Annotated in this window: 27 protein-coding genes; 17 read left to right on the forward strand and 10 right to left on the reverse strand. The window is 66.7% G+C overall.

Going from position 1 to position 25633, the window contains the following annotated elements; translation table 11 throughout:
- Window positions 1–134: 134 nt before the first annotated feature.
- The 3 genes from VFV09_03225 to VFV09_03235 form a co-directional block, all read right to left on the reverse strand.
- A complete protein-coding gene (locus tag VFV09_03225) occupies window positions 135–317 on the reverse strand; it encodes a hypothetical protein (GenBank protein HEU4866719.1) in 183 nt (60 codons plus the stop codon).
- 144 nt (window positions 318–461) lie between these two features.
- Complete coding sequence (locus VFV09_03230) at window positions 462–1712, reverse strand: hypothetical protein (GenBank protein HEU4866720.1); 1251 nt, start codon at window positions 1710–1712, stop codon at window positions 462–464.
- Between the two features lie 55 nt (window positions 1713–1767).
- A complete protein-coding gene (locus VFV09_03235; protein ID HEU4866721.1) occupies window positions 1768–2232 on the reverse strand; it encodes a plastocyanin/azurin family copper-binding protein in 465 nt (154 codons plus the stop codon).
- A 118-nt stretch (window positions 2233–2350) separates the two neighbouring features.
- On the opposite strand from VFV09_03235, the gene glgP reads away from it, so the two are divergent.
- Window positions 2351–4882, forward strand: coding sequence for an alpha-glucan family phosphorylase (gene glgP / locus VFV09_03240; protein ID HEU4866722.1), 2532 nt, complete (start codon window positions 2351–2353; stop codon window positions 4880–4882).
- Window positions 4883–4901: 19 nt separating this feature from the next.
- Window positions 4902–5201 carry a DUF4190 domain-containing protein gene (locus VFV09_03245; GenBank protein HEU4866723.1) on the forward strand — a complete coding sequence of 100 codons (300 nt, stop codon included), beginning with the start codon at window positions 4902–4904 and terminating at the stop codon, window positions 5199–5201.
- 11 nt (window positions 5202–5212) lie between these two features.
- On the opposite strand, the gene VFV09_03250 is transcribed toward VFV09_03245, so the two are convergent.
- On the reverse strand, window positions 5213–6712 hold the full coding sequence (locus VFV09_03250) for an FAD-dependent monooxygenase (GenBank protein HEU4866724.1): 1500 nt from the start codon (window positions 6710–6712) through the stop codon (window positions 5213–5215).
- Between the two features lie 444 nt (window positions 6713–7156).
- The gene (locus tag VFV09_03255; GenBank protein HEU4866725.1) at window positions 7157–8281 is read right to left on the reverse strand and encodes a winged helix DNA-binding domain-containing protein; all 1125 of its coding nucleotides are present in this window, start codon (window positions 8279–8281) and stop codon (window positions 7157–7159) included.
- 82 nt (window positions 8282–8363) lie between these two features.
- On the opposite strand from VFV09_03255, the gene VFV09_03260 reads away from it, so the two are divergent.
- From VFV09_03260 to VFV09_03300, 9 genes are all read left to right on the forward strand, one after another.
- The gene (locus VFV09_03260) at window positions 8364–8783 is read left to right on the forward strand and encodes a hypothetical protein (protein HEU4866726.1); all 420 of its coding nucleotides are present in this window, start codon (window positions 8364–8366) and stop codon (window positions 8781–8783) included.
- A gap of 44 nt (window positions 8784–8827) precedes the next feature.
- Entirely contained in the window at window positions 8828–9322 is a 495-nt protein-coding gene (locus tag VFV09_03265; protein ID HEU4866727.1) for a CPBP family intramembrane glutamic endopeptidase, read from the forward strand.
- Window positions 9323–10051 (forward strand): hypothetical protein, encoded by a 729-nt coding sequence (locus VFV09_03270; protein ID HEU4866728.1) that lies wholly within the window; start codon window positions 9323–9325, stop codon window positions 10049–10051.
- A 133-nt stretch (window positions 10052–10184) separates the two neighbouring features.
- The gene (gene cysD, locus VFV09_03275; GenBank protein HEU4866729.1) at window positions 10185–11090 is read left to right on the forward strand and encodes a sulfate adenylyltransferase subunit CysD; all 906 of its coding nucleotides are present in this window, start codon (window positions 10185–10187) and stop codon (window positions 11088–11090) included.
- Window positions 11090–12343 (forward strand): GTP-binding protein, encoded by a 1254-nt coding sequence (locus tag VFV09_03280; protein ID HEU4866730.1) that lies wholly within the window; start codon window positions 11090–11092, stop codon window positions 12341–12343. Before cysD ends, VFV09_03280 begins: the two co-directional genes overlap by 1 nt.
- Window positions 12344–12347: 4 nt before the next feature.
- Window positions 12348–12938, forward strand: coding sequence for an adenylyl-sulfate kinase (gene cysC, locus VFV09_03285; protein HEU4866731.1), 591 nt, complete (start codon window positions 12348–12350; stop codon window positions 12936–12938).
- A 41-nt stretch (window positions 12939–12979) separates the two neighbouring features.
- The gene (locus VFV09_03290) at window positions 12980–14278 is read left to right on the forward strand and encodes a hypothetical protein (GenBank protein HEU4866732.1); all 1299 of its coding nucleotides are present in this window, start codon (window positions 12980–12982) and stop codon (window positions 14276–14278) included.
- 33 nt (window positions 14279–14311) lie between these two features.
- A complete protein-coding gene (locus VFV09_03295) occupies window positions 14312–14626 on the forward strand; it encodes a hypothetical protein (protein ID HEU4866733.1) in 315 nt (104 codons plus the stop codon).
- 104 nt (window positions 14627–14730) lie between these two features.
- Complete coding sequence (locus VFV09_03300) at window positions 14731–15246, forward strand: hypothetical protein (GenBank protein HEU4866734.1); 516 nt, start codon at window positions 14731–14733, stop codon at window positions 15244–15246.
- A 52-nt stretch (window positions 15247–15298) separates the two neighbouring features.
- On the opposite strand, the gene VFV09_03305 is transcribed toward VFV09_03300, so the two are convergent.
- The gene (locus VFV09_03305) at window positions 15299–17068 is read right to left on the reverse strand and encodes an Ig-like domain-containing protein (GenBank protein HEU4866735.1); all 1770 of its coding nucleotides are present in this window, start codon (window positions 17066–17068) and stop codon (window positions 15299–15301) included.
- Window positions 17069–17222: 154 nt separating this feature from the next.
- Here VFV09_03305 and VFV09_03310 point away from each other — a divergent pair, with 154 nt between their 5' ends.
- Together VFV09_03310 and VFV09_03315 are read left to right on the forward strand one after the other, a co-directional pair.
- Window positions 17223–18512 (forward strand): MFS transporter, encoded by a 1290-nt coding sequence (locus VFV09_03310; GenBank protein HEU4866736.1) that lies wholly within the window; start codon window positions 17223–17225, stop codon window positions 18510–18512.
- A gap of 47 nt (window positions 18513–18559) precedes the next feature.
- Complete coding sequence (locus VFV09_03315) at window positions 18560–18904, forward strand: hypothetical protein (GenBank protein ID HEU4866737.1); 345 nt, start codon at window positions 18560–18562, stop codon at window positions 18902–18904.
- Here the strand turns inward: VFV09_03315 and VFV09_03320 are convergent.
- Window positions 18901–19941, reverse strand: a complete 1041-nt coding sequence (locus VFV09_03320) for a YndJ family transporter (protein HEU4866738.1) — start codon at window positions 19939–19941, stop codon at window positions 18901–18903. The genes VFV09_03315 and VFV09_03320 overlap by 4 nt on opposite strands.
- A 115-nt stretch (window positions 19942–20056) precedes the next feature.
- On the opposite strand from VFV09_03320, the gene VFV09_03325 reads away from it, so the two are divergent.
- Genes VFV09_03325 through VFV09_03335 form a run of 3 tightly spaced genes read left to right on the forward strand, consistent with a single transcriptional unit; the run spans window position 20057 to window position 22597 of the window.
- Window positions 20057–21700: a nitrite/sulfite reductase gene (locus tag VFV09_03325; GenBank protein ID HEU4866739.1), complete on the forward strand. Its 1644-nt coding sequence runs from the start codon at window positions 20057–20059 to the stop codon at window positions 21698–21700.
- On the forward strand, window positions 21697–22443 hold the full coding sequence (locus VFV09_03330; GenBank protein HEU4866740.1) for a phosphoadenylyl-sulfate reductase: 747 nt from the start codon (window positions 21697–21699) through the stop codon (window positions 22441–22443). Before VFV09_03325 ends, VFV09_03330 begins: the two co-directional genes overlap by 4 nt.
- A complete protein-coding gene (locus VFV09_03335; protein ID HEU4866741.1) occupies window positions 22433–22597 on the forward strand; it encodes an Insertion element protein in 165 nt (54 codons plus the stop codon). Before VFV09_03330 ends, VFV09_03335 begins: the two co-directional genes overlap by 11 nt.
- A gap of 7 nt (window positions 22598–22604) precedes the next feature.
- Here the strand turns inward: VFV09_03335 and VFV09_03340 are convergent, their stop codons facing one another.
- Window positions 22605–22790, reverse strand: a complete 186-nt coding sequence (locus VFV09_03340) for a hypothetical protein (protein ID HEU4866742.1) — start codon at window positions 22788–22790, stop codon at window positions 22605–22607.
- 144 nt (window positions 22791–22934) lie between these two features.
- Here VFV09_03340 and VFV09_03345 point away from each other — a divergent pair, with 144 nt between their 5' ends.
- Window positions 22935–24158, forward strand: a complete 1224-nt coding sequence (locus tag VFV09_03345; GenBank protein ID HEU4866743.1) for a hypothetical protein — start codon at window positions 22935–22937, stop codon at window positions 24156–24158.
- Window positions 24159–24178: 20 nt separating this feature from the next.
- Here VFV09_03345 and fdhD read toward each other — a convergent pair whose 3' ends face one another.
- Window positions 24179–25012, reverse strand: a complete 834-nt coding sequence (gene fdhD / locus VFV09_03350) for a formate dehydrogenase accessory sulfurtransferase FdhD (protein ID HEU4866744.1) — start codon at window positions 25010–25012, stop codon at window positions 24179–24181.
- Window positions 25009–25633: molybdopterin dinucleotide binding domain-containing protein (locus VFV09_03355; GenBank protein ID HEU4866745.1), on the reverse strand; the 625-nt coding region annotated here is incomplete at its 5' end. The genes VFV09_03355 and fdhD, both read right to left, overlap by 4 nt.

A 25633-nucleotide genomic window follows, 5' to 3' on the forward strand; every position in this document is an offset into this window, starting at 1 on the left:
GGAGGTGACCGGTGGCAATCCGGCGTCCCCCGAGGCTGCCGCCGCGCCTGATGCTCAGCCGGCGCCCTAACGTTTGAGAAAACAAAAGGCCCCTCCTTCGAGGGGCCATTTTTTGTCGAAACTTTGAGTTCGGCCTAGGGCTCGACCGGGATGCTGTTTGCGTTCTCCTCACCGGACGGGTCCGGGATCGTCACGTTGACGGCGTTCTCGTTGGATCCCTCGGCGCCGGGACGGTTCTCGCCGCCGGTAGAAGGACGGTCGCCACCTGACATCTGTGAGGCGTCGATCGGGTCACTGGGGTTCTCATCGAATTCCATATCTCACCCTCCTCCTGTCGTGAGCTGGCACTTCCTTCTAAGACGTACCCATGCACTTATGTTCGAAACCGCACATGGACAAAATGAAAAGCGCCCCGGTAATCGGACCCCGGGGCGCTTGCTACCGATCGGTTCTGGGGGAGATCAGAACTTCTCGGGGAACTTCGCTACGGTCGCCTCGGCCAGCACCTTTGCGGTGGCGCTCATGTGGTGAGCGGCCTCACGGGTGCTGGATGCAGCCTTGGCCGGGTCCTTGGCGGCCTGTGCGTCGACGACCGCAATCAGGGTCGTTGCGTGGCCTTTGATCTCCTCTTCGACCGCAGCGGCCGGGAGGTTGTCGTTTACCTGGTTCATGGTCTCGCCGAAGGTCTTGGCGTAGCCCAGAAGCGATTCAACCGCCCTGGCTTTGCCGGCGGCGTCGCCCTTTGCTGCTGCCTGGGTGTAGGCAACGAACCCGGGGATGTGGCCTTCGCTCCTCCACAGGCCGTCGAATGCGGTGCCCACCTCGTCGCCGTAGGCAGAGCCGATGGCGCCGACGATGTCGGAGGTGTTGCTGGCGGTCGGGCCGTTCAGGGCTGCGGCTGCTGCCTCGAACTGCGGCTGGCGGCCGCCGATTGCCGCGCCGGTGGCGCTGACTGCGAGCAGGACGTGCTCTTGGAGCAGGGAGGTCATCCCTGCGCGAAGCTCGGAAGCCTGGTCGCTTGAGTCGCCCTCGAACTTGTTCGGGAACTTGGCGACGGTGGCACCTGCCAGCGTCTTGGCGAACTCGTCCATGTGGTGGTAGGCCTCACGAAGGTTGGTGTAGACGGCGGTCTGGTTGCCGGCCTTCTGAGCGTCGATCACTGCGAGAAGCGTGGTGGCGTGCATCTTGATGCCTTCTTCGACCGCTGCGGCCGGGAGGTTGTCGTTAACCTGGTTCATGGTCTCGCCGAAGGTCTTGGCGTAGGCCAGGAGGTCGGCGACTGCCTTTTCTTTGCCGGCGGTGTCGTTCTTGGCAACGGCCTGGGTGTAGGCAACGAACGCCGGAATGTGGCCCTCGCTCCTCCACAGCCCGTCGAATGCCGTGCCGGTCTCGTCGCCGTAGGCGGAGCGGACCGCCTCGATGATGTCGGCGCTGTTGCTGTCGGTCGGTCCGTTCAGGGCGGTGGCCCAGGCGTTGAAGCCTGCAGTGTCACCACGAAGGGCGGATCCGGTGGCCAGGGCGGCCAGGTAGACGTGCTCGCCCAAAAGGGCGGTGAAGCCGGAACGAAGGTCGGCGGCTGCCGTGTCGGCGGTGGGGACCGCTTCTTCGGTGCTTTCCGCCTCGGCCTCGTCGCCGCCGGTGCTGCAGGCGCCGCCCAGCAGGGCGACCGTCAGCAGCATCGCCAGCAGGCTCAAAATCTTCTTCTTAGCCATTCTCGTTACTCCTTGTTGTGGGGGAACTCGGGGGGGCCGATGGATTCGCGGTTAGTTAGGCGCCGACTCTCACCTCCCCGGTCATCGTTGCGGGGTGGATCTCACAGAAGTAGGTGAAGGTTCCGGCTTCATCGAAGGTGAACTTGAAGGTCTCGTCGGTAGCGAGCCGCTCCGAGCGGAACCTCTCGTCCGGATTCCCGGTGACCCCGCCGGCGGCCTGCTCGACGGTTCCCGAGGTGACGGTGTGGAATCCGGCGTCCTTCTGGGTCCAGGTGACCTCCTGGCCGGCTTTGACGTCGAGCTGCTTGGGGCGGTACTGGATCAGGCGCATCTCGACGGCGCCGCCCGAGCCTGACGAGTGGCCGGCGTGGGTGCCCATGGCGGAGGCCGACGGGGACGACCCGGCGCTCGCCGCATCCGAGGGAGCTTCTTTCGAGGAGCCGCAGGCGGCCAGCATCAGAACAGCCGTCACCGCCAGGCTCAACTTGATGCGATGGAACTTGGTGCGGCTGGTTTTCACTGGCTTACCTCCTGGATACCTGTCAAAGGGGTATACGGAGCAGAGCGCCTTCTGGATTGGAGGGGGTCGTTACGAGTTGTTTTCGAAACGGTGCCGTGCGGACTGGTACAGTCCTGTAGTGAGTCCTAAGGCGCTGCGAAGCTTCACGGTCCGCGCGCGTCTCCCCGAGGCGCTTGCCCCACTGGAAGAAATCGCGATGAACCTCCGCTGGTCGTGGGACAACCGCGCCCGGGACCTCTTCCGCTGGGTCGACCCCAACGCGTGGGAGGCCACCGGCGGCGACCCCCTCAAGGTCCTCGGCACCGTAAGCCGCAAGCGGTTCGAGGACCTGGTGCAGGACCGCTCCTTCATGGAGTTCCTGAAGGAGGTCCACGTCGAGTTCACCAACTACATGACGTCGGACCGGTGGTTCCAGAACCGCAACAGCCCTCTGAAATCCGTTGCCTATTTCTCCCCCGAGTTCGGCCTGACCGAGACCCTCCCGCAGTACTCGGGAGGCCTGGGGGTGCTTGCCGGCGACCACCTCAAGGCCGCCAGCGGCCTGGGCATCCCGATCATCGGGGTCGGCCTGTTCTACCGGGAGGGTTACTTCCGCCAGGAGCTGAACGCCGACGGGCAGCAGCAGGAGCGCTACCTGCAGCTCGACCCCTACGGCATGGCTCTGACCCGGATGAAGGAGGAGATCGAGGTCAGCCTCGCCGGGGTGCCGCTGAAGGCCCAGATCTGGAAGGCGTGCGTCGGCCGGGTGAAGCTGTACATGCTCGACTCGGACGTCGACGGGAACGACCCGGATCTCCGGCTGGTCACCGACCGCCTCTACGGGGGCGACGAGGAGCACCGGATGGCGCAGGAGATCCTGCTGGGCGTCGGAGGCATCCGGGCGCTGGAGGCTGTCGGCGAGGACCCGCAGGTCTTCCACATGAACGAGGGCCACGCCGGCTTCTTGAGCCTGGAGCGCATCCGCAAGTTCATGGTCGACGACAAGCTCACCTTTGCCGAGGCGGTGGAGGCCAACCGCGCAGCGACGGGGTTCACCACCCACACGCCCGTCGCCGCCGGCATCGACAGGTTCCCGCGGGCCCTCATGGAGCGCTACTTCAAGACCTGGACCGAGGAGTGCGGAGTCACCTTCGACGAGTTCATGGCAATCGGCCAGGAGCCGGGCGCCGACCCTTCGTCCCACTTCAACATGGCCGTCATGTCGCTGCGGCTGGCCTCCCGGGCCAACTCGGTCTCAGCGCTGCACGGCCAGGTAAGCCGGCAGATCTTCCACGGCCTTTGGCCCGAGATCCCGGTCGAGGAGGTCCCCATCGGCCACGTCACCAACGGCGTTCACGCCCGCAGCTGGGTGTCGTCGGGCATGGCCAAACTCTTCGACCGATACGTCATGCCCGACTGGGACCAGGCCAACGACGACCGCTGGGCCCAGATCCGCTCCGCCCGGGACGACGAGGTCTGGCGGGTCAAGGAGAACAACCGGGAGCAGCTCGTCCTGAACGCCCGGACGCTCCTCAAGGCCGGGCTCATCCAAAGCGGGGCCGGCGGCGTGGACGTCGACTGGGCCGACCGGGTTCTGGACTCCCGCTACCTCACCATCGGCTTCGCCCGGCGGTTTGCCGAGTACAAGCGGGCCACCCTTCTATTCCAGTACCCCGAACGCCTGAAGGCCCTGCTGCTGAACGCCGAGCGGCCGGTGCAGATCGTCCTGGCCGGCAAGTCCCACCCCAAGGACGAGATCGGCAAAGGCATCATCCGCGAGATCGTCCAGTTCGCCAAAGACCCGCTGGTGCGCCACCGGGTGGTCTTCATCCCCGACTACGACATGCACATCGCCCGCATGCTCTACCAGGGCGCCGACGTCTGGCTGAACAACCCCCGTCGCCCGCTGGAGGCATGCGGGACCAGCGGCGAAAAGGCCGCGCTGAACGGTGCGCTCAACCTGTCGATCCGGGACGGTTGGTGGGACGAGATGTTCAACGGGGAGAACGGCTGGGCCATCTCGTCTGCTGAAACTTACGACGACCTGCGGAAGCGCGACGAGCTGGAGGCGATGAGCCTGTTCGAGATCCTCGAGCGACAGGTCGTCCCCAAGTTCTACGACCGCACCGACGGCCCGGTCCCCCGGGAGTGGGTCCGGATGATCAAGTCGTCCCTGTCGACCCTCGGCCCCCAAGTCACCGCCGCCCGCATGCTGCGTGACTACCTCGACCTGATGTACGAGCCGCTGGCCCGCAACGTCGAGACCCTCTACGCCGGCAACTACCAGCTGGCCAGGGGCCTGTCGGAGTGGAAGCAACGGGTGAACGCCGGCTGGAAGGCGGTCAAGGTCTTCGACGTGAACGAGGTCGCACCCGCCCCGGCCGGCCGGGGCGACACCCGCACGGTCAACGCAGTCGTCGAGTTGGGCTCACTCAGCCCGGACGACGTGGCAGTCGAGCTGATCCACGGCCCCGTGGGCCCCGGCGACGAACTCCAGGAGACCCAGGCGGTGAGGATGCAGCTTCAGGGCGATGCGCAGGGCGGGCGCTACAGCTACGAGGGCACGTTCGTCTGCGAGCTTGCCGGTCGGTACGGTTTTGCGGTCCGCGTCATCCCGTCGCACCAGAACCTCACTTCCTTCGCCGAGATGGGCTTGATAGCCTGGGCTTAGCCCGTACCGGGAGCCCTCCTTGGAACAGCAGCCCAACATCGTGCCACCCCGCAGGACCGAGCCCCTCGCAGTCGGGTCGCTGGTCTTCGGGATCCTCGGGCTCGTCACGGGGCTGGCCCTGATCCTGAGCCCGATCGCGCTGATCATGGGCATAAGAGCCAAACAAAGGATCACCGCCAGCGGCGGCACGATGGAGGGCTACGGGATCGCCCAGGCGGGGTTCGTGCTGGGGGTCATCGGAACCGTCATCGCCGGCCTGTTCGTGCTCTTTTTGGGCTTTTGCCTGGTGGCGGTCTCTAGCGGGTCGATGTACGGGTAAGCGAGCCCGGGCTACGCCGCAGCAGCCGGTCCGAACCAGGTGGTCAGCGCCTCCGCGAGGCCGATCTGGGCTCCCTCACCCGCCCAGGCGACATATCCGTCGGGCCGGATCAGTACGGCGGTCGGAGCAGCTACTTCCCCGAGGACCGGAAGCTCCCACTTGCCCCCGTACTCCGCGTCGACCCTTCGCACCCGGTCCGCCCATGGGGTGATGTCGATGGCGCCGGGCTCACCTAGGTTGAGCAGCACCGGCCGGGCCTTGTGCAGCAGGGTGAAGACCCGCATCGGACCGCCGTCTCTGACCAGGTCCAGATCGGGCATCCGCCGCCCGAGCAGCGGGTGTCCTTCGCCGAGGTCGTAGTGGATGTCCAGGCCCGACTGCATCGCCGCGTACCGCTTGCGAGGCTCCTCCATGCTCAAAAGGTCGCCGACGGTGTCCCGCAAGGCATCAAGGCGAGGTTCGGAGGGGCGCATGAGAACGGTCTGCGCCATCGTGTTGCGCAGCACGCGGGCGGCGACCGGGTGGCGCTCGGCGTGGTAGGTGTCCAGCAGGCTTTCCGGCGCCGTCCCGAGGACCACCTGGGCCAGCTTCCATCCGAGGTTCACCGCATCCTGCACCCCGGTGTTGAGACCTTGTCCTCCGACCGGAGAATGAATGTGCGCCGCGTCGCCGGCCAGCAGGACCCGTCCCTTGCGGTATTCCGCGGCCTGCCGGGTTGCGTCGGTGAACCTGGAGATAAAAGTGGGGCTGTGGATCCCGTAGTCGGTCCCGTACACGGCGATGAGACCCTCGCTGAGATCGCTGAGGGTGGGCTCGCTCGTGCCAACCTGCGACTCGGTCAGCATGACCCCGACCGTTCCCCCCTTCCCGTATTTCACCTCGCCGTCGACGATCTCGTACTCCACCTTGCCCAGGGCGTGCGTGCCCGAGGGAGTGCGGCGGATGCCCAACTCCGGCTCCTCGGTCATCTCAACCTGCGCGATGAGGGAGCTGGTCGTCGGGTCCCAGCCGGGGAACTCGATGCCGGCTGTCTTACGAACCAGGCTGCGTCCTCCGTCGCACCCGACGAGGTATTTGGCCCGAAGCGACCGGCCGTCCGACAGCGCTACGTCCACGCCCGTGTCGCCCTGCACGAATCCGGTCACCTCGTTTCCGTAGTGGACCGGCACCTTCAACTCGGCCACCCACCCCGCCATGATGCGCTCAATGTGCTTCTGCCACAGCCCGAGCCCGTAGTTGTGCCGGGTGGGAAAGTCGCTGATGTCCAGGCGGGCCACGGCGAACCCCGTCACCTGGGCAATCTGCCCCTCCGATAAGAACCGTTCGACGATTCCCCGCTGATCGAGGACCTCGAGGGTGCGCGACAGCAGCCCGCCCGCCCGCGATCCGGGGAGGTCCTGGTTCGGGCGCCGCTCGACAATACAAGCGTCCACGCCCGCCAGCGTCAGCTCGGCCGCCAGCATCATCCCCGTAGGGCCCCCGCCGGCGATCACCACGTCGTGTTCCGACAACTCAGGCATTCTTGCCTCCATTTCTGCAGGTTTTGGCCTGCGGCGGGCGATTATGCGGCACCGGGGGGGTCTTGCCGCAAGCCCCCCTGTCCGGTATAAATTGAAGTGGAGGAAGCGGGTAACCGGGATCTAATCCTCAGCCTCCTCGATCAAGGAGCCCCCGCTGAGCGTTCCTCCCCCTGATCGTCCAAAGGCCGACGCAGGCGCGGTCATCTCCGTCATTGTCGGAGCATTCGGCATCGTCACGGTCTTCCTCTCCCCCGTCCTTGGTCCGATCACCCTTACCGGTGGGCTGTCGGCAAAGAAGCGCATCGCGGCTAGCGGTGGGGCCATCGGGGGAGCGGGGGTGGCCCAGGCGGCTTACGTGCTCGGCATAATCTGCACCGTGATGGGCGCTTTCGTCATTCTGGCGATCGGCGCTTGCTTCGTGATGCTGGCCGGGATCTAGCCCGCGCAGGTCACCTCGAGCTCCCCGGCGCCCAGGAACTCCGCCAGGCTCTCCGCTTCCGCTTTCACGCCCTTTTTCGCCCACGCCGGCAGCGGCACGAACGGTTCGACGTTGACCTTCAGCCGCCCGCCTTTTACCTCGTGGGACCAGACGCCGTCCATGCGGCCGCCGACCAGCAGCACAGGTGAGATCCACCCCTGGGGGCGATAGATGCGGGCCTTGAAGGGGCCGGGGGTCAGATGGTCGGCCTGTTTGGTCGCCGCGATCACGTACTGGTCGAACGCAGGGACCAGGTTGACCTTCTTCGCCGGCTTGGCCGCCGCCGCCGCACCGACATCCGCCGACAGCATCCAGCAGACGGTCCCCTCGACGTTCACCGCGGCCACGTCGTCCCCCAGCTTCTTGATGCGGGCAAGGGCCTTGGCCGGCGAGATCGCCCACCACCGGCCGTACTCCTCCCGGGTGGACGGGCCGTTGGAGCCGAGGTACCGGCGGGTGATCTCCATCAGGGCTTCGTCGGGGTCGACCTCGTTCCGGCCGCCCAGCCACGACTCGGGATGGGTGAACCCAACCTTCTGGCCGGTGCTCGGGCCGAAGCAGAGCTTGCCGTGAAAAGAGGCCGGCTTCAGCATCGATCCCCAGCTTTCCCGCATCTTCTCCCCCAACTCGGCGGAGCCGGCTCGTTCCGCAACCGCCTCAGCCAGGCCGTCGCGAGTAAGCACCTGCCCATGGAGAACCTCGCCAATGGTTTCCACCATCAGGTCGAACTGGTCGCGACTAAGGCCGAAGTATTTGAACCAGGAGGGTTTCAGGTAGTGGTCGTAGGTCGACAGTCCGGCCTGCCAGGTCCAGTACTCGGCAGCCGGGAGCAGGTGCAGCGTTCCCCGCATCGCCCACAGCTTGACCAGGCTCCGGTCCTCCCAAAGCGCCTTCGTCGCCGCCCCGTTCGTTATGCCGTCCACACGGGCCCACAGCGTCAGCTCGGCGGAGGACAGAACCTGGGCATGCAGGCCGCAGATCCGGCCGGCCACCTCGAGCATGCGCTTGCGGGGAGCCCGCTCCGCCAGCCCCTGGCGTTCCAGCCGCCACGCCCGTACGTTCTCCCAGGTCAACGACTCCATGGGCGGCAGGCTAACCCACGGGAAGCTTCGATCTAGGGACCATTTAAGATCGATGCAGCGGCGAATGTAGATCTGGAGGCCCATGAGACCGGCGGTAACCCGAAAGCTGAAGGCGGCGCTTTGCGTGACCCTTCTCGCGACCCTCCTGGGCGCCTGCTCGGAATCCCCGGAGGACGCTCCGCAGGCCAAGCGGATCGCGTCCACCGCTAAGATGTCGATAATCGAACCGGCTCAGGGCGCCCAAATCACCGGCCCGAAGATGCGGGTGACCATCTCGCTCGAGGGCGGCACGATCGTTCCCGAGGCGACCAAGGACATCAAGCCCGACGAGGGCCACATGCACCTCAGCCTCGACGGCCAGCTGGCGACCATGACCTACGGGCTGGACCAGGAGATCGAGGTCACGCCGGGCCGGCACATCCTCCAGGCCGAATACGTCGCCGGGGACCACGCGCCGTTCAACCCGAGGATCATTCAAGCCCGCCAGATCGAGGTCAAGTGAGGGGACAGGAGCCGCGCGGCCGCTCCTGGGAAGCACCCCTGGCAGTGGCGGGGGGCACCCTTGCCCTGGTCGCCCGGGCACCTTCACCTTTCGCAGTAGCCGTGACCGCCGCCGTCGGAGCCGTCGGTGGGCTCGTGGCGGTGCGCTCATCCGAGGCCCTGTCCGGCGGCCGCACGCGCTGGCTGTTGGCGGTGGCGCTGGGGTCGGTTCCTTTCCTGGCGGCGTCGACCCTGCTGATGAACAACCCGCTCCCCCGCGCCGCAGGGGTCGCAATCGCATCGAGCGTCGTCGCCGCAATCGCCGAGGAGATCTTCTTCCGCCGCCTGGTCTACGGCTGGCTGGAGAGGTGGGGCGCCGCCCTGGCGATTGCCGGGTCGGCCGCGTTGTTCGCAGCCATCCACGTTCCCGTCTACGGGTTGGGGGTCCTGCCGCTCGACTTCGCCGCCGGCCTCATCTTCGGCTGGCAACGACGGGCGACCGGCGGCTGGACCGCTCCGGCGGCCACCCACGTGTTCGCCAACCTGTTGGCGTCGCTCTAGATGGCCGCATCGAACCGCAAGCTGGCGGTGCAGGGCCTGGCTGTGGTGCTGGCCTACCTGTTGATCGCATGGGCATCGGTGCAGGCGGGCCTGGTTTCCCGCAGCCCGCTCTACGACGGCCTGGCCGACATCCCGCTCTACCGCTGGGTGAACCCGCCCGAAGAGCGTGAGGGCAGCAACGAGGTCCCCGAGGCCGAGACGTTCGAGGTAACAGTCACCACCTCCGGGCAGGCCGACCCCGGCTCGGTCACCACGGCCGACGGCCAGATGACCCTGACCTTCAACTACCTCCCGCCGACCCCCGAGCCCTACAACTTCACCCTTTCGATGACCCCGCTCGACCCGGCGGAGGTGGCCCCGGCGCCCGAGGGTTTCTACTTCGACAGCAACGCCTACGAGTTGAAGGCGGTGAACGCCGGTACAGGCGCTCCGGTGGAAGGCAGCTTCACTGCGATCATGCGGTTCTCGGTTCACGGGCCCCAGATCCTGACCCTCCAGGACGGCGCCTGGACCCCCCTGGCCGACCCTCTTCTCACCGACGCCGACCTCCAGGTGAGCGCAGAGACCCCGGCAAACGGTACCTTCGTCGCCGCCGGCACCGGCGAAAGGCCGCTGGAGGACACCAACCGGGGAGAGTCCTTCCCATGGTTCAGCACGATCATCGGGTCGATCGGCCTGCTGCTACTTTTTGCCGCTGCGATAATCGCGTTCCGCCGCCGCAACGCGTAGCAACCGTCCGAAAGGCGTAAGCGACCCAACCCGCGGTACGGTGGAGCGGTTCGCGCTAAGCTAAGTAAGTTTTCAACGGTAGAAAGTCGCTTAAAGGGCAGAGCACCTACCTCCTGCCGACCCCGAGGAGCACATGCACTACACACTGACCCACCTCCGTGCGCTGGAGGCCGAGGCCATCCACATCTTTCGTGAGGTGGCCGCAGAGTTCGAAAAGCCGGTTCTGCTGTTCAGCGGCGGCAAGGACTCCATCGTCATGCTCCAGGTGGCCAAAAAGGCGTTTTACCCGGCGCGCATCCCCTTCCCCCTGATGCACATCGACACCGGGCACAACTTCGAGGAGGTCCTGGAGTACCGGGATCGCCGGGTCGACGAGGTCGGCGCCCGGCTGGTCGTGGCATCGGTGCAGGAGTCGATCGACAAGGGCCGCGTCGTCGAGGACAAGCGGCCCGGCGCCTCCCGCAACCAGCTTCAGACGACCACCCTTCTGGATGCGATCGAGCACCACGGGTTCGACGCGGTCTTCGGCGGCGCCCGCCGGGACGAGGAGAAGGCCCGGGCCAAGGAGCGGGTCTACAGCTTCCGAGACGACTTCGGCCAGTGGGACCCCAAGAACCAGCGGCCCGAGTTATGGAGCCTCTACAACGGCAGGCACAAGCCGGGAGAGCACATCCGGGTCTTCCCGCTCTCGAACTGGACCGAGCTGGACATCTGGCAGTACATCGAGGAGGAGGACATCCCGCTACCCTCCATCTACTTCGCCCACAAGCGCCCGGTGTACCTGAGCAAGGGCATGTTGATGGCCGTCCACCCGATGGCGCCGGCCCCCGACGGCGCCGACATCTTCGAAGCGATGGTCCGTTACCGGACGGTCGGCGACGCTTCGTGCACCGCTGCGATCGAGAGCACGGCCGACACCGTCGAGAAGGTCATCGCCGAGGTTGCCGCCACCCGCCTCACCGAGCGGGGGGCAACCCGTGCCGACGACCGGGTCAGCGAAGCCGCCATGGAAGACCGCAAGAAACTGGGCTACTTCTAATGGAGCTATTGCGATTCGCCACCGCCGGGTCGGTCGACGACGGCAAGAGCACCCTCATCGGGCGCCTGCTCTACGACTCCAAGCAGATCTTCGAGGACCAGTGGGAGGCGGTCGAGCGGACCTCCCGGGACCGGGGCGAGAGCTACACCAACCTGGCGCTGCTGACCGACGGCCTGCGGGCCGAGCGGGAGCAGGGCATCACCATCGACGTCGCCTACCGCTACTTCGCCACACCCAAGCGCAAGTTCATCATCGCCGACACCCCGGGCCACGTTCAGTACACCCGCAACATGGTCACCGGCGCCTCCATGGCCGACCTGGCGCTGATCCTGGTGGACGCCCGCAACGGCATCCAGGAGCAGAGCCGCCGCCACGCCATCCTCACCACGCTCCTTCGGGTCCCCCACATCGTGCTGTGCGTGAACAAGATGGACCTGGTCGACTACAGCGAGGACGTCTTCGAGTCGATCAAAGAGGAGTTCAGCGAGTTCGCCGCCAAGCTCGAGATGGGCGACCTGTCGTTCGTGCCGATCTCGGCGCTGAACGGGGACAACGTCGTCACCCGCTCGGCCAACATGCCCTGGTACGAGGGGGGCTCGCTGCTCCACCTGCTGGAGGACGTGTTCATCGCCTCGGACCGGAACCTGATCGACGTGCGCTTCCCGGTTCAGTACGTCATCAGGCCGATGAACGACGAGTTCCACGATTACCGGGGCTACGCCGGGACCGTCGCCGGAGGCGTTCTCAAGAAGGGCGACGAGGTCATGGTGCTGCCGAGCGGCTTCACCTCGCACATAACCTCCATCGACACCGCCGACGGGCCGATCGACGAGGCGTTCCCGCCGATGTCGGTGACCATCCGGCTGGACGACGACATCGACGTCAGCCGGGGCTCAATGATCTGCCGTCCCCGCAACAAGCCCCACGTCGGGCAGGACATCGACGCCATGATCTGCTGGATGAGCGAGATGCGGACCCTGAAGGCGGGCGACCGATTCACCATCAAGCACACCACCCAGGTGGCCCGCACGATCGTAAAAGACCTGACCTACCAGCTGGACGTGAACACGCTGCACCGCCACGAGGACGTCACCGAGCTCAGGCTGAACGAGATGGGCCGGGTGACCCTGCGCACCACCGTGCCGCTGTTTTACGACGAATACCGGCGGAACCGCCTGACCGGCAGCTTCATCCTGATCGACGAAGCGACAAACACCACCGTCGGGGCCGGGATGATCCTCGGCGAACCCTAGAACCATGGCCCCGGGCAATGTGGTGTGGCAGCAGGGGCAGGTAAGCCGGGAGGAGCGGCCCAGCCGGGGCGGCACGATCTGGTTCACGGGATTTTCCGGTTCGGGCAAGTCGACCATCGCGTCCGCAGTTGAGGCGGCGCTCATCGCTGCCGGACGCCCGGCCTACCTGTTGGACGGGGACAACGTCCGCCACGGGCTGAACGGGGACCTCGGGTTCTCGGCCGAGGACCGAACAGAGAACGTCCGCCGGATCTCTCACGTCGCCCAGCTGATGGCCGACGCCGGCCTCGTGGTCCTGGTGCCCGTGATCAGCCCATATCGGGACGGCAGGCAGTGGGCCCGGGACATCCACGCGGCCGCGGACCTGCCGTTCGTCGAGGTTTTCGTCGACGCCCCCATCGAGGCCTGCATGGAGCGGGACGTGAAGGGCCTCTACGCCAAGGCGGCTGCCGGGGAGATCCCGAACTTCACCGGCGTGTCGGACCCCTACGAGCCCCCGGAGAACCCGGAGATTCACATCAGGACCGACGAGGAGACACCGGAGACCTCGGTCGCCTCGGTTCTGCTCTACCTGGACACGAACGGCTGGATGTAAATAAAAGCTGATCCGTTGGCAGATTCTGCCGATACGAACTCATGGCGTCCTGGAAACCGTTCTGGTCCAAACACCTCTATCCCATTCTCGGCCTGGCGCTGGCCGTCACGGTCCTGGCCGGCGGGGCCGTTTTTGCGGTGGTTCAGAGCTCGAACAGCTCTGTCGACGCCTCCTCATCCCCTTCCAGAACCCTGGCCAACCGCTCCTCCAGCGTTCTGCTCCAGTTCGAGCCCGAAACCACACCCGAGGCAGCCGCCACGGTTGCGGAGGCGGCGGAAGGCTTTGCCGTCACCTGTCCTTCTGCCAAAGCCCTCCCAGCACAAAACGCCGATGCCTTCGACTGCAAGGTTTCGTCGCTGAACGGCTTCTCGGCTCCGGTGTCGCTTGGTTGCCTCAAGCCCCCGGCCGGCCTGACCTGCACCCCCGACCCTGGGACTGTGACACCTCCGCCCCACGGCTCGGTCGGGTTTCACGTTGGTCTTAGCAACAACAACGTCAAGCCGGGCAAACACAGCTTCAAGATCGTGGGGACCTCGGGAGCGCTCACCAGCAGCTTCACCTGGCCGTTCGACACCTCCGGCACCAAGGCAGGCAACTACCTGACCGAGAAGGGGGCGAACGCCGGCTGCACGAACCTGCCGATGAACCGTATCGCCCGCGGGGAGTCGATGGAAACCGCCTGCAACTTCACCGCCAGCTTCGCGTTCAAGGGGTCGATCACCCCTTCCTGCACCGCTCCCACGGGCATCACCTGTTCGATCAGCCCCAACAGCGTGGCTCCCCGATTCCCCGAGCGCGCCTACGCCACCCTCAGGCTCACGGCGGCACCCAACGCCCCGCTGGGCAAAACGACGGTCGTCGTCACCGGCACGAGTCCGGACTTCAACTCCGAGTTCCTGCCTATCGCCGAGCTTCCATTCGAAACCGTCGGCGCCGGCGGCGCCACTGCAGCCAACGACTACTCGATGGCCTGCAGCCCCTCCCAAACGACCGTGCCGGCCTTCACGACCGCAACGATCAACTGCGAGGTCGCCTCCGGCTCGTACAGCGGGCCGGTGTCAGTCATGTGGATCGGCCTGGACCCGAACTCCCCCCTCCTTACCCAGAGCCAGGGGATCGTTCAGCTGCAGCCGGGTGCCCGGGTCAACGTGACCCACACCCTGGCCCCCACCAACTCGTCCGTCGGCACTTTCCGTTACGTGATGACCGTCCAGCACGGCTCGGCCTACAACTTCTCGAGTGCGGGAGACACCGATCACAGCCGCACCGTGACGCTCACCGTCACGCCGAACGACGTCCCTCCACCCAACCCTTCCTCTCCGCCTCTCCTTCCGGTCTAACCACCCGCCCCGCCGGCCGTGAAAAATTCCTCGATGAATGTAGGCGCGTCGAGGCCGTGGCCGATGATCCTCGGGGCGGTCATCGCCATCGGAACCCTCGCGCTGTACATCGTCCTTCTGGTCCGAGAGGGCAACAACGAGCTCTCGGACGTGGCCTGGGTCTTGGTTCTCCTTCTGGCAGCGATCCACGCCGCGGCGCTGGGCGCACTCCTGCCGAAATACCGGCGGGTGCTTGCGGTGGTCGCCGGGGTGATTCTGCTCGGCCTGGGCGTGCTCAGCATCTTCAGCATCGGGCTCCTGCTGATCGCCGCTGCAGTCTGCTGCTTCCTCCAGCTTCGGGACGCCTGACACTTTTTTCTTGGCCGGCGAGGATCGAAAACCGGCCGGCCGGCGTTTAACTAAGCAAGCTCTTTCGCCACTTAGCCAAGGGGGCGCTCTCAATGTCGAACCGGGTGTTTCCAAGCACTGCCCGCTCCATGCTCCTTGTCTCCCTGGGGGCCGTTTTCGGCTTCATGGCGGTCTCGTCCAGCCCCGCCATCGCGGCCACCGCGCGGGTGACCTACACGGTCGACCGGGCTCCCGGTCCGCAGCTCGTTCCGATTCAGGCCACCGTTTTTCCAGCCGACGCAACCGGAACCCTCACCTTCAGGTTGGACCAGGCCGTCGTCGGCGGTCCGGTGGCAATCGTCGCCGGCGCAGCACAGTCGGCGCCCGTAGACATACCGGACCAGCAGAGCATGATGATCTCCGTCGAATACAGCGGCGACGCCAACTACGAACCCGTCACCGTCGCCACCAACTACGACTTCGCACCCGAAGAGCCGGCCCCGGCCGGGGAGGCCAGACCCGCCCGGGACGAGATCGTTCGCACGGGACCCGAGACCTTCCCGATGTCACTTCTCGCTGCCGCCCTGATCGGCGCGGGATTCGTGGTGCTCCGAGCCGGCAGGACCGCCGACCGACCATAAAAGAAACCGGCCCCCGAAAATGGGGGCCGGTCTGTTAGAGCTGGCACATCTACTAGAGGTAGTCCTCCGGCTGCATCTTGGCGGCATCGACCCGGTTGGCCCTCCGCTGGATCAGCACACCGGAAACCAGGAAAGAGGCTGCCAGGAGCGCCAGCGGTACCGTGGAGGATCCGGTGCGAGGCAGCACCCCGGTCTTGCCGGAGCCGACGTTCACCCTCTCCATGACCCCGCGGCTCGGCTGGTAGCGGGCGTCGCCGCTGTACTCCGCCTCGACCCTGTGGTTGCCGGGCTTCAGGGTAACCGGCGCCGAGTTGGCGACACCGTCCTTGACCGCAACCGGCGACCCGATGTTCTTTCCGTCGAGCTTGAACTGAACGGTCCCGGTCGCTTCGGCCGGCGTGATCGCAGCGTGGAAGGTGACCGCCTTCGACATCTGCTCGCTGTTGATGCCGTAGGTGAGCTTCACCGACGTGGCGATCTTCGGGCCGGTTTGGACGCCGGGCACACTGGCGGTATCGCTGCTCGGGCGGAAGTTGGCGTCGCCGCTGTACTCGGCGACCACGGCGTGGTTGCCGGCGGAGAGCGTGGTCGGGCCCGACTTGGCGACACCGTTGCTCAGAGCCACCGGGCTCCCGAAGCTGGTCCCGTCGACCTTGAACTGAACCGTCCCGGAGGCGTTTGCCGGAGAGACGGTCGCAACGAACGTCCTCTCCTCCGGCTTGTTCGAGTTGGCCAGGAGTGACAGCTTCGTGGTGGTCGCCTGCTTACCGGAAACCACCTGACCGCCGGGCAGGGTGCCCGTGCTCGGGTTGAAGTTGACGTCCCCGCTGTACTCGGCGGTTATTGCGCTCGTGCCGGTGGAGTCGTCGTCGGAGGTCAGCTCGATCTCGGCGACGCCGTCCGAAAGTGCCACGGGTTCGTCGATCACTTCACCGTCAACCTTGAACCGGACGGTTCCGGTGGCCCCGGGCCTGGGGAACACGCTTGCGGTGATCGTGATGTCCTCGCCCGGCCGGGACGGGTTCTTGCTGGAGGTGACGGTTGTGGTCGAGTCGCCTTTGGTCACCTGCTGGCCTCCGGCCAGGGTCCCGGTGCTGGGGTTGAAGTTGGCATCTCCGCTGTACTCCGCCACGAGCGTGCGGGTGCCGGGAGGACCGGAAAGAGTGGTGACCGCGAAGCCGGCCGTGCCGTTGTTCAGGGTCAGAGGCGCCCCGAAGTTGATGCCGTTCATCTTCAGCTGCACGCTGCCGCCGGCGGTCGAAGGCAGAACGTTCACGGTGAAGCTAACCGGCTCGTGCAGCTTTGCCGGGTTGCGGCTGGAGGTAACGGTGGTGGTCGAGTCGCCTTTGGTCACCTGCTGGCCTCCGGCCAGGGTCCCGGTGCTCGGGGCGACGGTGGCGTCTCCGCTGTACTCCGCGACAACGGTGTGGGGACCGACCGGCGGGGCCGAGCTCATCGCAAGGCCGGCGGTGCCGCCGCTGACCGGCACCGCGGCACCGGCGTTTACTCCGTCGATCTTGAACTGGACCGTGCCGGTAGCCGCCGCCGGTGTCACCGTCGCAGTGAAGGTAACCGCCTGGCCGGCCTTGGCCGGGTTGTTGCTGGAGGTCACCGCCACCGACGATGCGAGGGCCGCAGCCGAGTCGGCCGCGTAGGAAGTGGCCGCAAACGCCGGCGCTCCCGCCAGAAGGATCATCGCGACAGCCATCAGGCACACCACCAGGAACACACCCACCCGGGCTCTTCCTTTCGGCCACCAACTCTCGTCGAATACCGCGTTTCCGTCGAAACCCAGCTCGTTTTGTCCTGTACTGATGTTCATGTTCCGCCCCCTTGACTGGTCTTGAGCAGGTCTGGTTTTTCTGCTTCTACGGGTTTGACGGACGGCCGAAGGCGTTTCGTCGAGTCGTATTCCGAAATGAGCACTACCGGCAATTCGCCTGGGTAGATCCGGCGGAGCATGGGACAATTTCTCCATGGTTGAGGCCCGGCGGACGCCCCTTTCCGAGCTGGCCGGGGTGCAGCGGAAGATCATCGGCGTCCTTGCGGGCGCCCAGGTGGTCAGCGGCATGGGCACTTCGGTGGCTTTCGCGTTCAGCGCTCTGGTGGTCCACGAGCTCTCCGGTTCGACGGCGTTAAGCGGCCTCGCCGGGACCGCGGTGGTTCTCGGCGCGGCCCTGTTCGCGCTTCCCACCGCCCGGGCCGCCGGCAAAGGCGGCCGAAGAGCCGGACTCTCGCTCGCCTACGGCGTCGCCCTGCTCGGGTCGGTGATTGCGGTTACCGCGATCGCGCTGGGACTCTGGCCGCTGCTCCTCGCCGGCCTGCTCCTCCTCGGCGCCGGCACCGCCGGGAACCTGTCGGCCCGCTACGCCGCCACCGACCTTGCTCCGGCCGGCCACGCCGCCCGGCACCTGTCGTGGGTGGTGTGGGCGGCGACCGTCGGCGCCGTCGCCGGCCCGAACCTGGCCCAGCCGGCCGCAGAGCTGGGAGCTCGGTTGGGGCTGTCGCCCGAGGCGGGTCCGTTTGCGGCCGCCGGGCTGACCTTCGCCCTGTCCGGGCTCATCCTCAACATCTGGCTGCGGCCGGATCCGCTGGTGCTGGCCCGGTCTCTGGCGGTTCCGACGCTGGACGATCACGGGCTCCCGGTTCGAACCTCGATGCGGGCCGCGTGGGCGGCCCTCAAGGTCGTCCCGGCCGCCAGGCGGGCACTGCTTGCGATAGCGGTCAGCCACACGGCGATGGTGTCGATCATGTCGATGACTCCGGTGCACCTCGACGGGGGGCACGCCACCCTGACGATCATCGGGATCGTGATCAGCATCCACGTCGCCGGCATGTACACGCTGGCGCCGCTCATCGGCTCACTGGCCGACCGGGTGGGCAAACCGCAGGTCCTGATCCTCGGGATGTTGCTGCTCCTTGCGGCTGCAGCCACCGCCGGGATGGGGGGCCACAACGTGCCTATGGTGACCATCGGGCTGTTCCTTCTGGGCGTCGGGTGGTCGTGCGGCCTGATTGCAGGGTCGTCAATGCTGTCCGAGGCCCTGAGCGTCGACCTGCGGCCCGTCGTCCAGGGCTTCTCCGACCTGGTTATGAACGCCTGCGGGGCCGGCGGTGCGCTTCTTGCGGGAGCCGTGATGGGGGCTACCTCCTTCGGGGCCCTGTCGGGACTGGTGGGGACGATGGTCGTGTTGACGGTCTTGTCGCTAAGCAGGGGGATGGGAGCCGTGCCGCCCGGTGGGCGTCAGGTGCCCAGCAGTTACTAAGGGCAGAAACTTCTAGAGGTCTAGCCTTTAAGTGTCGATAGGTAGGTATGTCTCGATGGAAAACCCTGACCACCTGCTGGTGGACCAAAAACCTGTTCGAAATCGCGTGCGCCACGGTCGTGGTCGCTCTTCTGGTGGGCGGCATTGCTTTTGCGATTGTGCAGGCCCCTAGCGTCCAAGTGGTGGAGAGCCAGTCCACCAAAACCACCGAAGCCCGCTCTGCGGCCGTACCTTTGAGCCGGCCGGACCTTCAGTCCCCCGAGCCCAGCGTGCCGGCGGCGGAGGATCAGTTCGAAATCGTCTGCCTGCCCGGCGATGGCCTACCCGACCAGTTCGGCTGCGAGGTTGTATCGCATTCAGAAGGCCTGCAACCTAACGCCGACCCCTTCTAAGCCGTACTACCCGGCTCCGCAGGCCGGACCGGTTCGGCAGGGTCGGGCGTCTCGACCGGAGCCACCGGTTCCGGCGTCGCGGGAGTATCCGGCGTCTTGACCGGCTCCGGAGCGGGCTCTTCTGCAGCCGGGACCGGCTCGACCGCCTCCGGGGGCGCTTCGGCAGTGGCCGCACGTTCGCGCAACGTCACCTTCTTGCCTGCGACCTTCCAGCCCGCCAGCCCGAACACCGTGAAGACCACGTTCAACACGCCGTGGGTGCGGGCCATGTCCCGGACCGACAGCCCGCCGACCACCAGGTACTGGCCCACCGCGTACTGGACCGCCAGCACCATAGAGATCCACACGGCGGCCGACGAGACGATCAGCAGGACGCGGGCGGCCGGAGGCAGGCGCCAGGCGATCAGTGTCGTCCCCGCCGCAAGGGCTATCAGGGACAGCGCCATCAGGATGGCGCCCTCGACCTCGAGAAGCGGCGACCCGCTGATCCCGGCTGCGACCAGGACCATCGCCAGCACCACCCCGCCGCCGGCGTAGGCGGCAAGGCGGTCCCATCGCCCGGGGAGGGCCCTCAGCCAGCGGGCGGCCTGGGCGGCGAGTATCGGTGCGGCGAAGCCGGCGAAGTGGAAGTGGACGGCGGTTAGCTCGACGATCTCGATGGGTAGGTCCATCGGCCGCACGCCGGCCCGGAAAAGGACCAGCCAGGCGGCGCCGACGACCAGGAAGAGGCAGGCGGCGATAGGAAGGTAGCCCTCGAACCGGGGGGGCCGGGCCTTCGATACCTCGGCGACTGCGGAGATGCCGACCATCAGGCACAGCGCAAGCCATAGACCGGAGAGAACGCCGCCGATGCTGTCCTGGTAGGCCGCGTCGCGGGGGACGACCGAGAGGGAGCCCAGCACGGCGACAAAAGGGACCGCCTTGTAGGCGAGGCTGCGAAGCCGCTCCGCCTGCGGATCGGTCCACGTGATCATCGACAGGCCCATCGGCACGACGAGAAGCATGCCGAGGACCAGGAGCAGATCGATCTCGTTCACTGGATTCGAGCGTCCCACAATCTGCGAACAAATACTACGGGCCCGCCAAGTCCGGACCCTTTGACATTAAACACTTTGCACTGTATTAATAGTGTTGAACTTAGAAAGGTTACTAATGGCGCGGTTCGGCGAAGGTCAGTGGGCTCTGGGGTACAGCGAGCCGCTCAACAAACCTGAGGCAATCAAGAAGGACGACGACGGCCTCAACGTCCGTGACCGCATCATCAACACCTACTCCAAGCAGGGATTCTCCTCCATCTGGCCCGACGACCTCCGCAGCCGCATGCGCTGGTGGGGCCTCTACACCCAGCGCCGCCAGGGCATCCCCGGTGGCTTGACCGCCCGCTGCGAGCCCTGGGAGCTGGAGGACGAGTTCTTCATGCTGCGGGTCCGCATCGCCGGCGGGCAGATGGACAGCGAGCAGCTTCGCGCCATCGCCCACGTCGCCGAGCGGTACGGCCGCAGCGTCGCCGACGTCACCGACCGCCAGAACATCCAGCTCCACTGGATCCGCATCCAGGACGTGCCCGACATCTGGCGCATCATCGAGGGCGTCGGCCTCACCACCTGCGAGGCGTGCGGCGACACCCCCCGGAACATGATGGGCTGCCCGGTCGCCGGCGTCGACGAGAACGAGTTGTTCGACGCCACCCCGGACCTCATGGCCCTCAGCGAAAGATTCCTGGCCGACCCGGCGTTCTCCAACTTCCCCCGCAAGTTCAAGACCTCGGTCACCGCCTGCCACCAGCACTGCTGCCAGCACGAGACCCACGACCTGGCCTTCGTCGGCGTCGACAACGGCGGCCGGCTGGGATACGACGTCTGGGTCGGCGGGGGCCTCGGCCCCAACCCCCACTTCGGCAAGCGCCTTGGCGTGTTCATCGAGCGGGACCAGCTCCAAGATGTCTGGGCCGCCGCCGCCGGTACCTTCCGCGACTACGGCTTCCGCCGGGCCCGCAACCGGGCACGGGTCAAGTTCCTCATGGCCGAGTGGGGCCCCGAGAAGTACCGCGAGATCATGGAGAAGGAGTACCTGGGCCACGCACTGCCCGACGGCCCGGCCCCCAGCCCCTCCACCACCGCCCAACGCGACCACGTGGGCCTGTTTCCCCAGCAGGACGGAAAATGCTACGTGGGGTTCGCCCCCCGGGCCGGCCGGACCACTGCCCAGGGGCTCCGCCACGTCGCCGACCTCGCCGAGGAGTATGGCTCGGGCCGCATCCGGGCGACCACGCAGCAGAAGATGGTGATCCTCGACGTAGAGCGCAAGGACACCCCGGCGCTGATCGACAAGCTCGAGCGCCAGGACCTCCGGGTCAATCCGAGCGTCTTCCGGCGGGGCACCATGGCGTGCACGGGCATCGAGTTTTGCAAGCTGGCGATCGTCGAGACCAAGAGCCGGGCCGACTGGCTCTACCGGGAACTCGAGGACCGCCTTCCGGACTTCGACGAACCGATCCGGATCAACCTCAACGGCTGCCCCAACTCGTGTGCCCGGGTCCAGATCTCCGACATCGGCCTGGTCGGCTCTCTCATGACGAAGCCCGACGGCACCAAGTACGACGGTTTCCAGGTCCACCTGGGAGGGCACCTGGGCGACGGATACAAGTTCGGCCGCAGGGTCAAGGGGTTCAAGGTCCCCGCCCACACGCTGGCCGACTACGTCGAGAAGCTGCTGCGCACCTATCTGTCCACCCGGACCGAGGGTGAACCGTTCCATGAGTGGTCCGCCCGAGCGCCGGAGGTATGGCTCAAGTGACCCCCGCCGAAGCGATCCTGGAGAAGCACCGCCACAAACACCTGCCGCTCCTCACGATCCCGGCCGGCTCCGATGCGCCCGAGCTTCCGGACTTCGAAGGCGTCCCGGCCGAGGACATCCTCAAGTGGGCGTTCGAGCAGTTCGGCCTCGACGTCGTGCTGGCCAGCTCCATGCAGGACTCGGTCCTGATCGACCTGGCGTGGAAGGTCGAGCCCCGGGTGGAGGTCTTCTTCCTGGACACCGGGTTCCACTTCTACGAGACCATCGCCACCGCCAAGGCGGTCCGGAACCGCTACAACCTGAACCTGGTGATGCTGGACCCGGTCGACGAGCCGGCGGTTTGGTCGGAAGAGGGCTACAAAGCCTGCTGCGCCTCCCGCAAGGTGGCCCCGATGAACAACTACCTGAAGGACAAGAGGGCGTGGATGTCGGGCCTGCGCCGGGCGGAGTCCGAGACCCGGGCCCACGCCAAGGCGGTCGAGTGGGACGCCTCCCGGGGCCTGGTGAAGATCAACCCGATCGTCGAGTGGTCCGACCACAAGGTCGAGAGGTACATCAAGCACCACGACCTGATCGTGAACCCGCTGAAGCTGCAGGGCTACGACTCCATCGGCTGCGTCCCCTGCACCATCCCGGGCAACGGCCGGGAGGGCCGCTGGGCGGGAACCCTGCGGGTCGAGTGCGGGATCCACCAGGTGCACCCCGCGGTGGCCGACCCGGTGGAGCCGGCATCTGCCGACTAACTCGGACTCGGAGGCGGTTCCCTCCAGGGTTCAGCCGAACTACTGCCCCTACTGCGGGGAGCAGGACTTCATCCCGGTCGACGACCCCGGCCAGTTCTACTGCGAGTCCTGTAACCGCCGGTTCCAGGTGAAGATGCTCGGCCTGGGGAACTGACGCACCCCTACTGCTGCTCCTTGGCTTTCTGCTCCTCGATCTGCCGCTCCTTCTCCTGTGCCTTCTCCTTTGCGCCGAGCTCAGGCATGTCAGCCCACTTGGGGTCGGTTCCCGGAGTCGTCTCGGGTGTTGCCGGCGCCGACGTGGTGTCGGGGCTGGGCGACGCTGATGAAGTATCTGGTTGACCGTTCACGAGCACCTCCTGGCAAGTTCTGTGGATAGATCGGCCGGCTCTGAGCCTATTGCCCCATCCGACAAATTGCACTACCCGCTCCGCACCGATTGGCACATACTGAAGCCAGCCGGCGTCGCAGGCGCCGCAACGCTGGGGGTCGCCATGAAAATACGATCGCTAACCGCAGGTCTGTTTGCCCTTCTACTCCTCCTCCTTCTACCCGCCACGGCGCTTGCTGCCGATTTTCGAGGCGCCGAGGGGCGCCAGGACGTGAGCGGCACCGTTGACGACGACGTCTACATCGCCGGCGACGAGATCGTCGTCTCCGGGGAGGTGACGGGCGATGTCTTCGGCGCAGGTCGCAGCATTCGCCTGACCGGCTCGACCGGCCAATCCTTCTTCGCCGGAGCGCAGGACGTGACCATCGACGGAACGGTGGGCCACACCGCCCGGGTCGGGGCTCAGGACCTTGTAGTCACCGGAACCATCACTCAGGACCTGCTGGGCGCCGGGCAGACCCTCACCGTGGAGACCGATGGGCAGATCGGCCGCGACCTGTGGGCCGGCGGCCAGAACCTCACAGTCGCCGGGAACGTCGCCCGGGACATCCGGGGCGGCGTTCAGGACCTCACGATCAGCGGGACGGTGGGCGGCAACGTCGAGGTCGACGCCGACAGCGTCACCCTCGAGGACGGCGCCCGGATCGCCGGGGACCTCATCTACACCTCCAACAGTGAGGCCGACATCGACCCGGGGGCCGAGGTCACCGGGGAGGTCGTCCGGCGGGAGCCCAAAGCGGCGCCGGCCGACGACAGGAACCCGGTTGTCGACACGATTCTCGAGTTCATCCGGGGGGTCGCCGGTGCTTTCGCGCTGGGCCTTGTCCTGCTGTGGCTGTTCCCCGACCTGCTGCCGAACCTCGCCAGGACCATGCGCACTGCCATCGCCCCGAGTCTTGGAATCGGCCTGGCGGCACTGTTCGTGGTCCCGATCGTGGCACTGATCGCGTTCGTCATTGCGCTGGTTCTCGGCGCATTCGGCGCCATACCCCTGCTGTTGCTGGCGGTTTACGGCTTCCTGCTCATTCTGGCCAAGGCCGCCGTGGGCTACCTGATCGGGTCGATGATCCTCAAGCAGGTCGACGACCCGGCGGTTCGCCGCCCGTTGGTCGACTCGCTGAAGGCGCTGGCCATCGGGGTCACCGTACTCACCTTGATCATGTTGGTGCCCTTCGTCGGCGGGCTGGTCGGGTTCGTCATCGGAGTGCTGACGTTGGGGGCCGGCGTAGTGGCGTTCATGAACTGGCGGAAGTCCCGGAGTGCTGCGGGGGCCCCGCCCCCCACCGCTCCGGGCGTTCCTCCGACGGCGGGGCCGATCGGCGCTTAACCGGGAGCCGACCCCCTAACTCACTCCTGGACCCGCTGCTCCCCGGTGTATACGTTGAACGAATCGTCCCGCAGGAAGCCCACCAGCGTCATCCCGAAGCGGGCGGCCAGGTCCACCGCCAGGCTCGACGGGGCCGACACTGCGCACATCACCCCTGCGCCCGCCCGCAGCGCTTTCTGGACCAGCTCGTAGCTCGCCCGGCCGCTCACCAGGATCGTGTGGTCGGTCAGCGGCAGGCGGTCCTGCAGCAGTGCCCAGCCCACCAGCTTGTCCAGGGCGTTGTGCCGCCCGACGTCCTCCCGGACCGCCAGCAGCTTGCCCTCGGCGTCGAACAGCCCCGCCGCGTGCACCCCGCCCGTCTTGGCGAACAGCTTCTGGCCCTTCTTCAGGCGCTCCGGCAGCGACAGGATCAGCTCGGGCGAAAGCTTCGGGCCCTCGCCCAGCGGCGGGACGCCGGTGATCGCCAGCTGGTCGAGCGAAGCCTTGCCGCACACCCCGCAGCCGCTGTTGGAGTAGAAGTTGCGGTCGAGGGTGGCGGTGTCGGGCATCGGCCCGCGCAGGTCGACCGTGACCACGTTGTACTGCTGCTCGTCGGTCGGCTGGCAGTACCGGACCGAGTGGAAGTCTTGTTTCCCGGCCAGCACCGACTCGGCGTAGAGAAACCCCACGGCCAACTCGAAGTCGTTGCCCGGCGTGCGCATGGTGATCGAGGCCTTGATCTCCTGACCCTCGGCGTTCAGCCGGATCTCGAACGGCTCCTCGGTCGCCAGCACCTCCGACCGGGGCCGGTTCAGCCCCTCGCGCCGGTACTGGCGGACCACTCCGGAGCGGGAGGCGGACGGGCGCTCGCTCACTGCTCTCCCTTCGACACGGTCACCACGGCGTTGTAGTCCGGGATCTTCGACTCGGGGGACCGCGTGTGCCCGTCGATCAGTACCGACCCCTCCGGCCAGTGCACCTGCAGGTTCCCGGGGGCGACATGAGCCAGGAACACCCGGCCCTCATACTCGCCGGCCGGGCTGCGCACGACCACCGGGTCGCCCTCGCCCAGCCCCATGCCGGCTGCGTCGCTCGCATTCATATATACAGCCTCGCGCCCTGCGCCGGTTAACGGGTCCCGCTTCTCGTGGACCATGCTGTTGAACTGCTTGCCCCGGCGGGTGGTGCAGACGAAGGACCCCGGCGGGACGTCGACGCTCGGCAGCGGGACCTTCGAGAAATGCGCCTTACCGTCGGGCGTCGGGAAGCTCCAGCCGGCGCAGAGGTGGGGCCCGCCGTACTGGACCGAGTCGCCGGCCTCCTTCAGGTCCTGGATCCCCTCGTACAGCGGGACCACCCGGGCGATCTCCTCCCTAAGCTCGGCGGTCCCGGCATAGGTAAGCGCCGCGGCGTGCTGGGGAACCACCCGGCGGGCGAGGTCAAAAAAAACCTCCCACTCCGCCCGGGCCTCGCCGATCCGCCGGCCCTCCACCTCG

The sequence above is a fragment of the Actinomycetota bacterium genome, from assembly GCA_035759705.1.
Lineage (GTDB): Bacteria > Actinomycetota > CADDZG01 > JAHWKV01 > JAHWKV01 > JAJCYE01.

Coding starts and splice junctions, on each gene's coding strand:
- VFV09_03225 (HEU4866719.1), bottom strand. CDS start 317: ATGGAATTCGATGAGAACCCCAGTGACCCGATCGACGCCTCACAGATG.
- VFV09_03230 (HEU4866720.1), bottom strand. CDS start 1,712: ATGGCTAAGAAGAAGATTTTGAGCCTGCTGGCGATGCTGCTGACGGTC.
- VFV09_03255 (HEU4866725.1), bottom strand. CDS start 8,281: ATGGAGTCGTTGACCTGGGAGAACGTACGGGCGTGGCGGCTGGAACGC.
- VFV09_03260 (HEU4866726.1), top strand. CDS start 8,364: ATGAGACCGGCGGTAACCCGAAAGCTGAAGGCGGCGCTTTGCGTGACC.
- VFV09_03270 (HEU4866728.1), top strand. CDS start 9,323: ATGGCCGCATCGAACCGCAAGCTGGCGGTGCAGGGCCTGGCTGTGGTG.
- cysD (HEU4866729.1), top strand. CDS start 10,185: ATGCACTACACACTGACCCACCTCCGTGCGCTGGAGGCCGAGGCCATC.
- VFV09_03280 (HEU4866730.1), top strand. CDS start 11,090: ATGGAGCTATTGCGATTCGCCACCGCCGGGTCGGTCGACGACGGCAAG.
- cysC (HEU4866731.1), top strand. CDS start 12,348: ATGGCCCCGGGCAATGTGGTGTGGCAGCAGGGGCAGGTAAGCCGGGAG.
- VFV09_03290 (HEU4866732.1), top strand. CDS start 12,980: ATGGCGTCCTGGAAACCGTTCTGGTCCAAACACCTCTATCCCATTCTC.
- VFV09_03295 (HEU4866733.1), top strand. CDS start 14,312: ATGAATGTAGGCGCGTCGAGGCCGTGGCCGATGATCCTCGGGGCGGTC.
- VFV09_03305 (HEU4866735.1), bottom strand. CDS start 17,068: ATGAACATCAGTACAGGACAAAACGAGCTGGGTTTCGACGGAAACGCG.
- VFV09_03310 (HEU4866736.1), top strand. CDS start 17,223: ATGGTTGAGGCCCGGCGGACGCCCCTTTCCGAGCTGGCCGGGGTGCAG.
- VFV09_03315 (HEU4866737.1), top strand. CDS start 18,560: ATGTCTCGATGGAAAACCCTGACCACCTGCTGGTGGACCAAAAACCTG.
- VFV09_03325 (HEU4866739.1), top strand. CDS start 20,057: ATGGCGCGGTTCGGCGAAGGTCAGTGGGCTCTGGGGTACAGCGAGCCG.
- VFV09_03345 (HEU4866743.1), top strand. CDS start 22,935: ATGAAAATACGATCGCTAACCGCAGGTCTGTTTGCCCTTCTACTCCTC.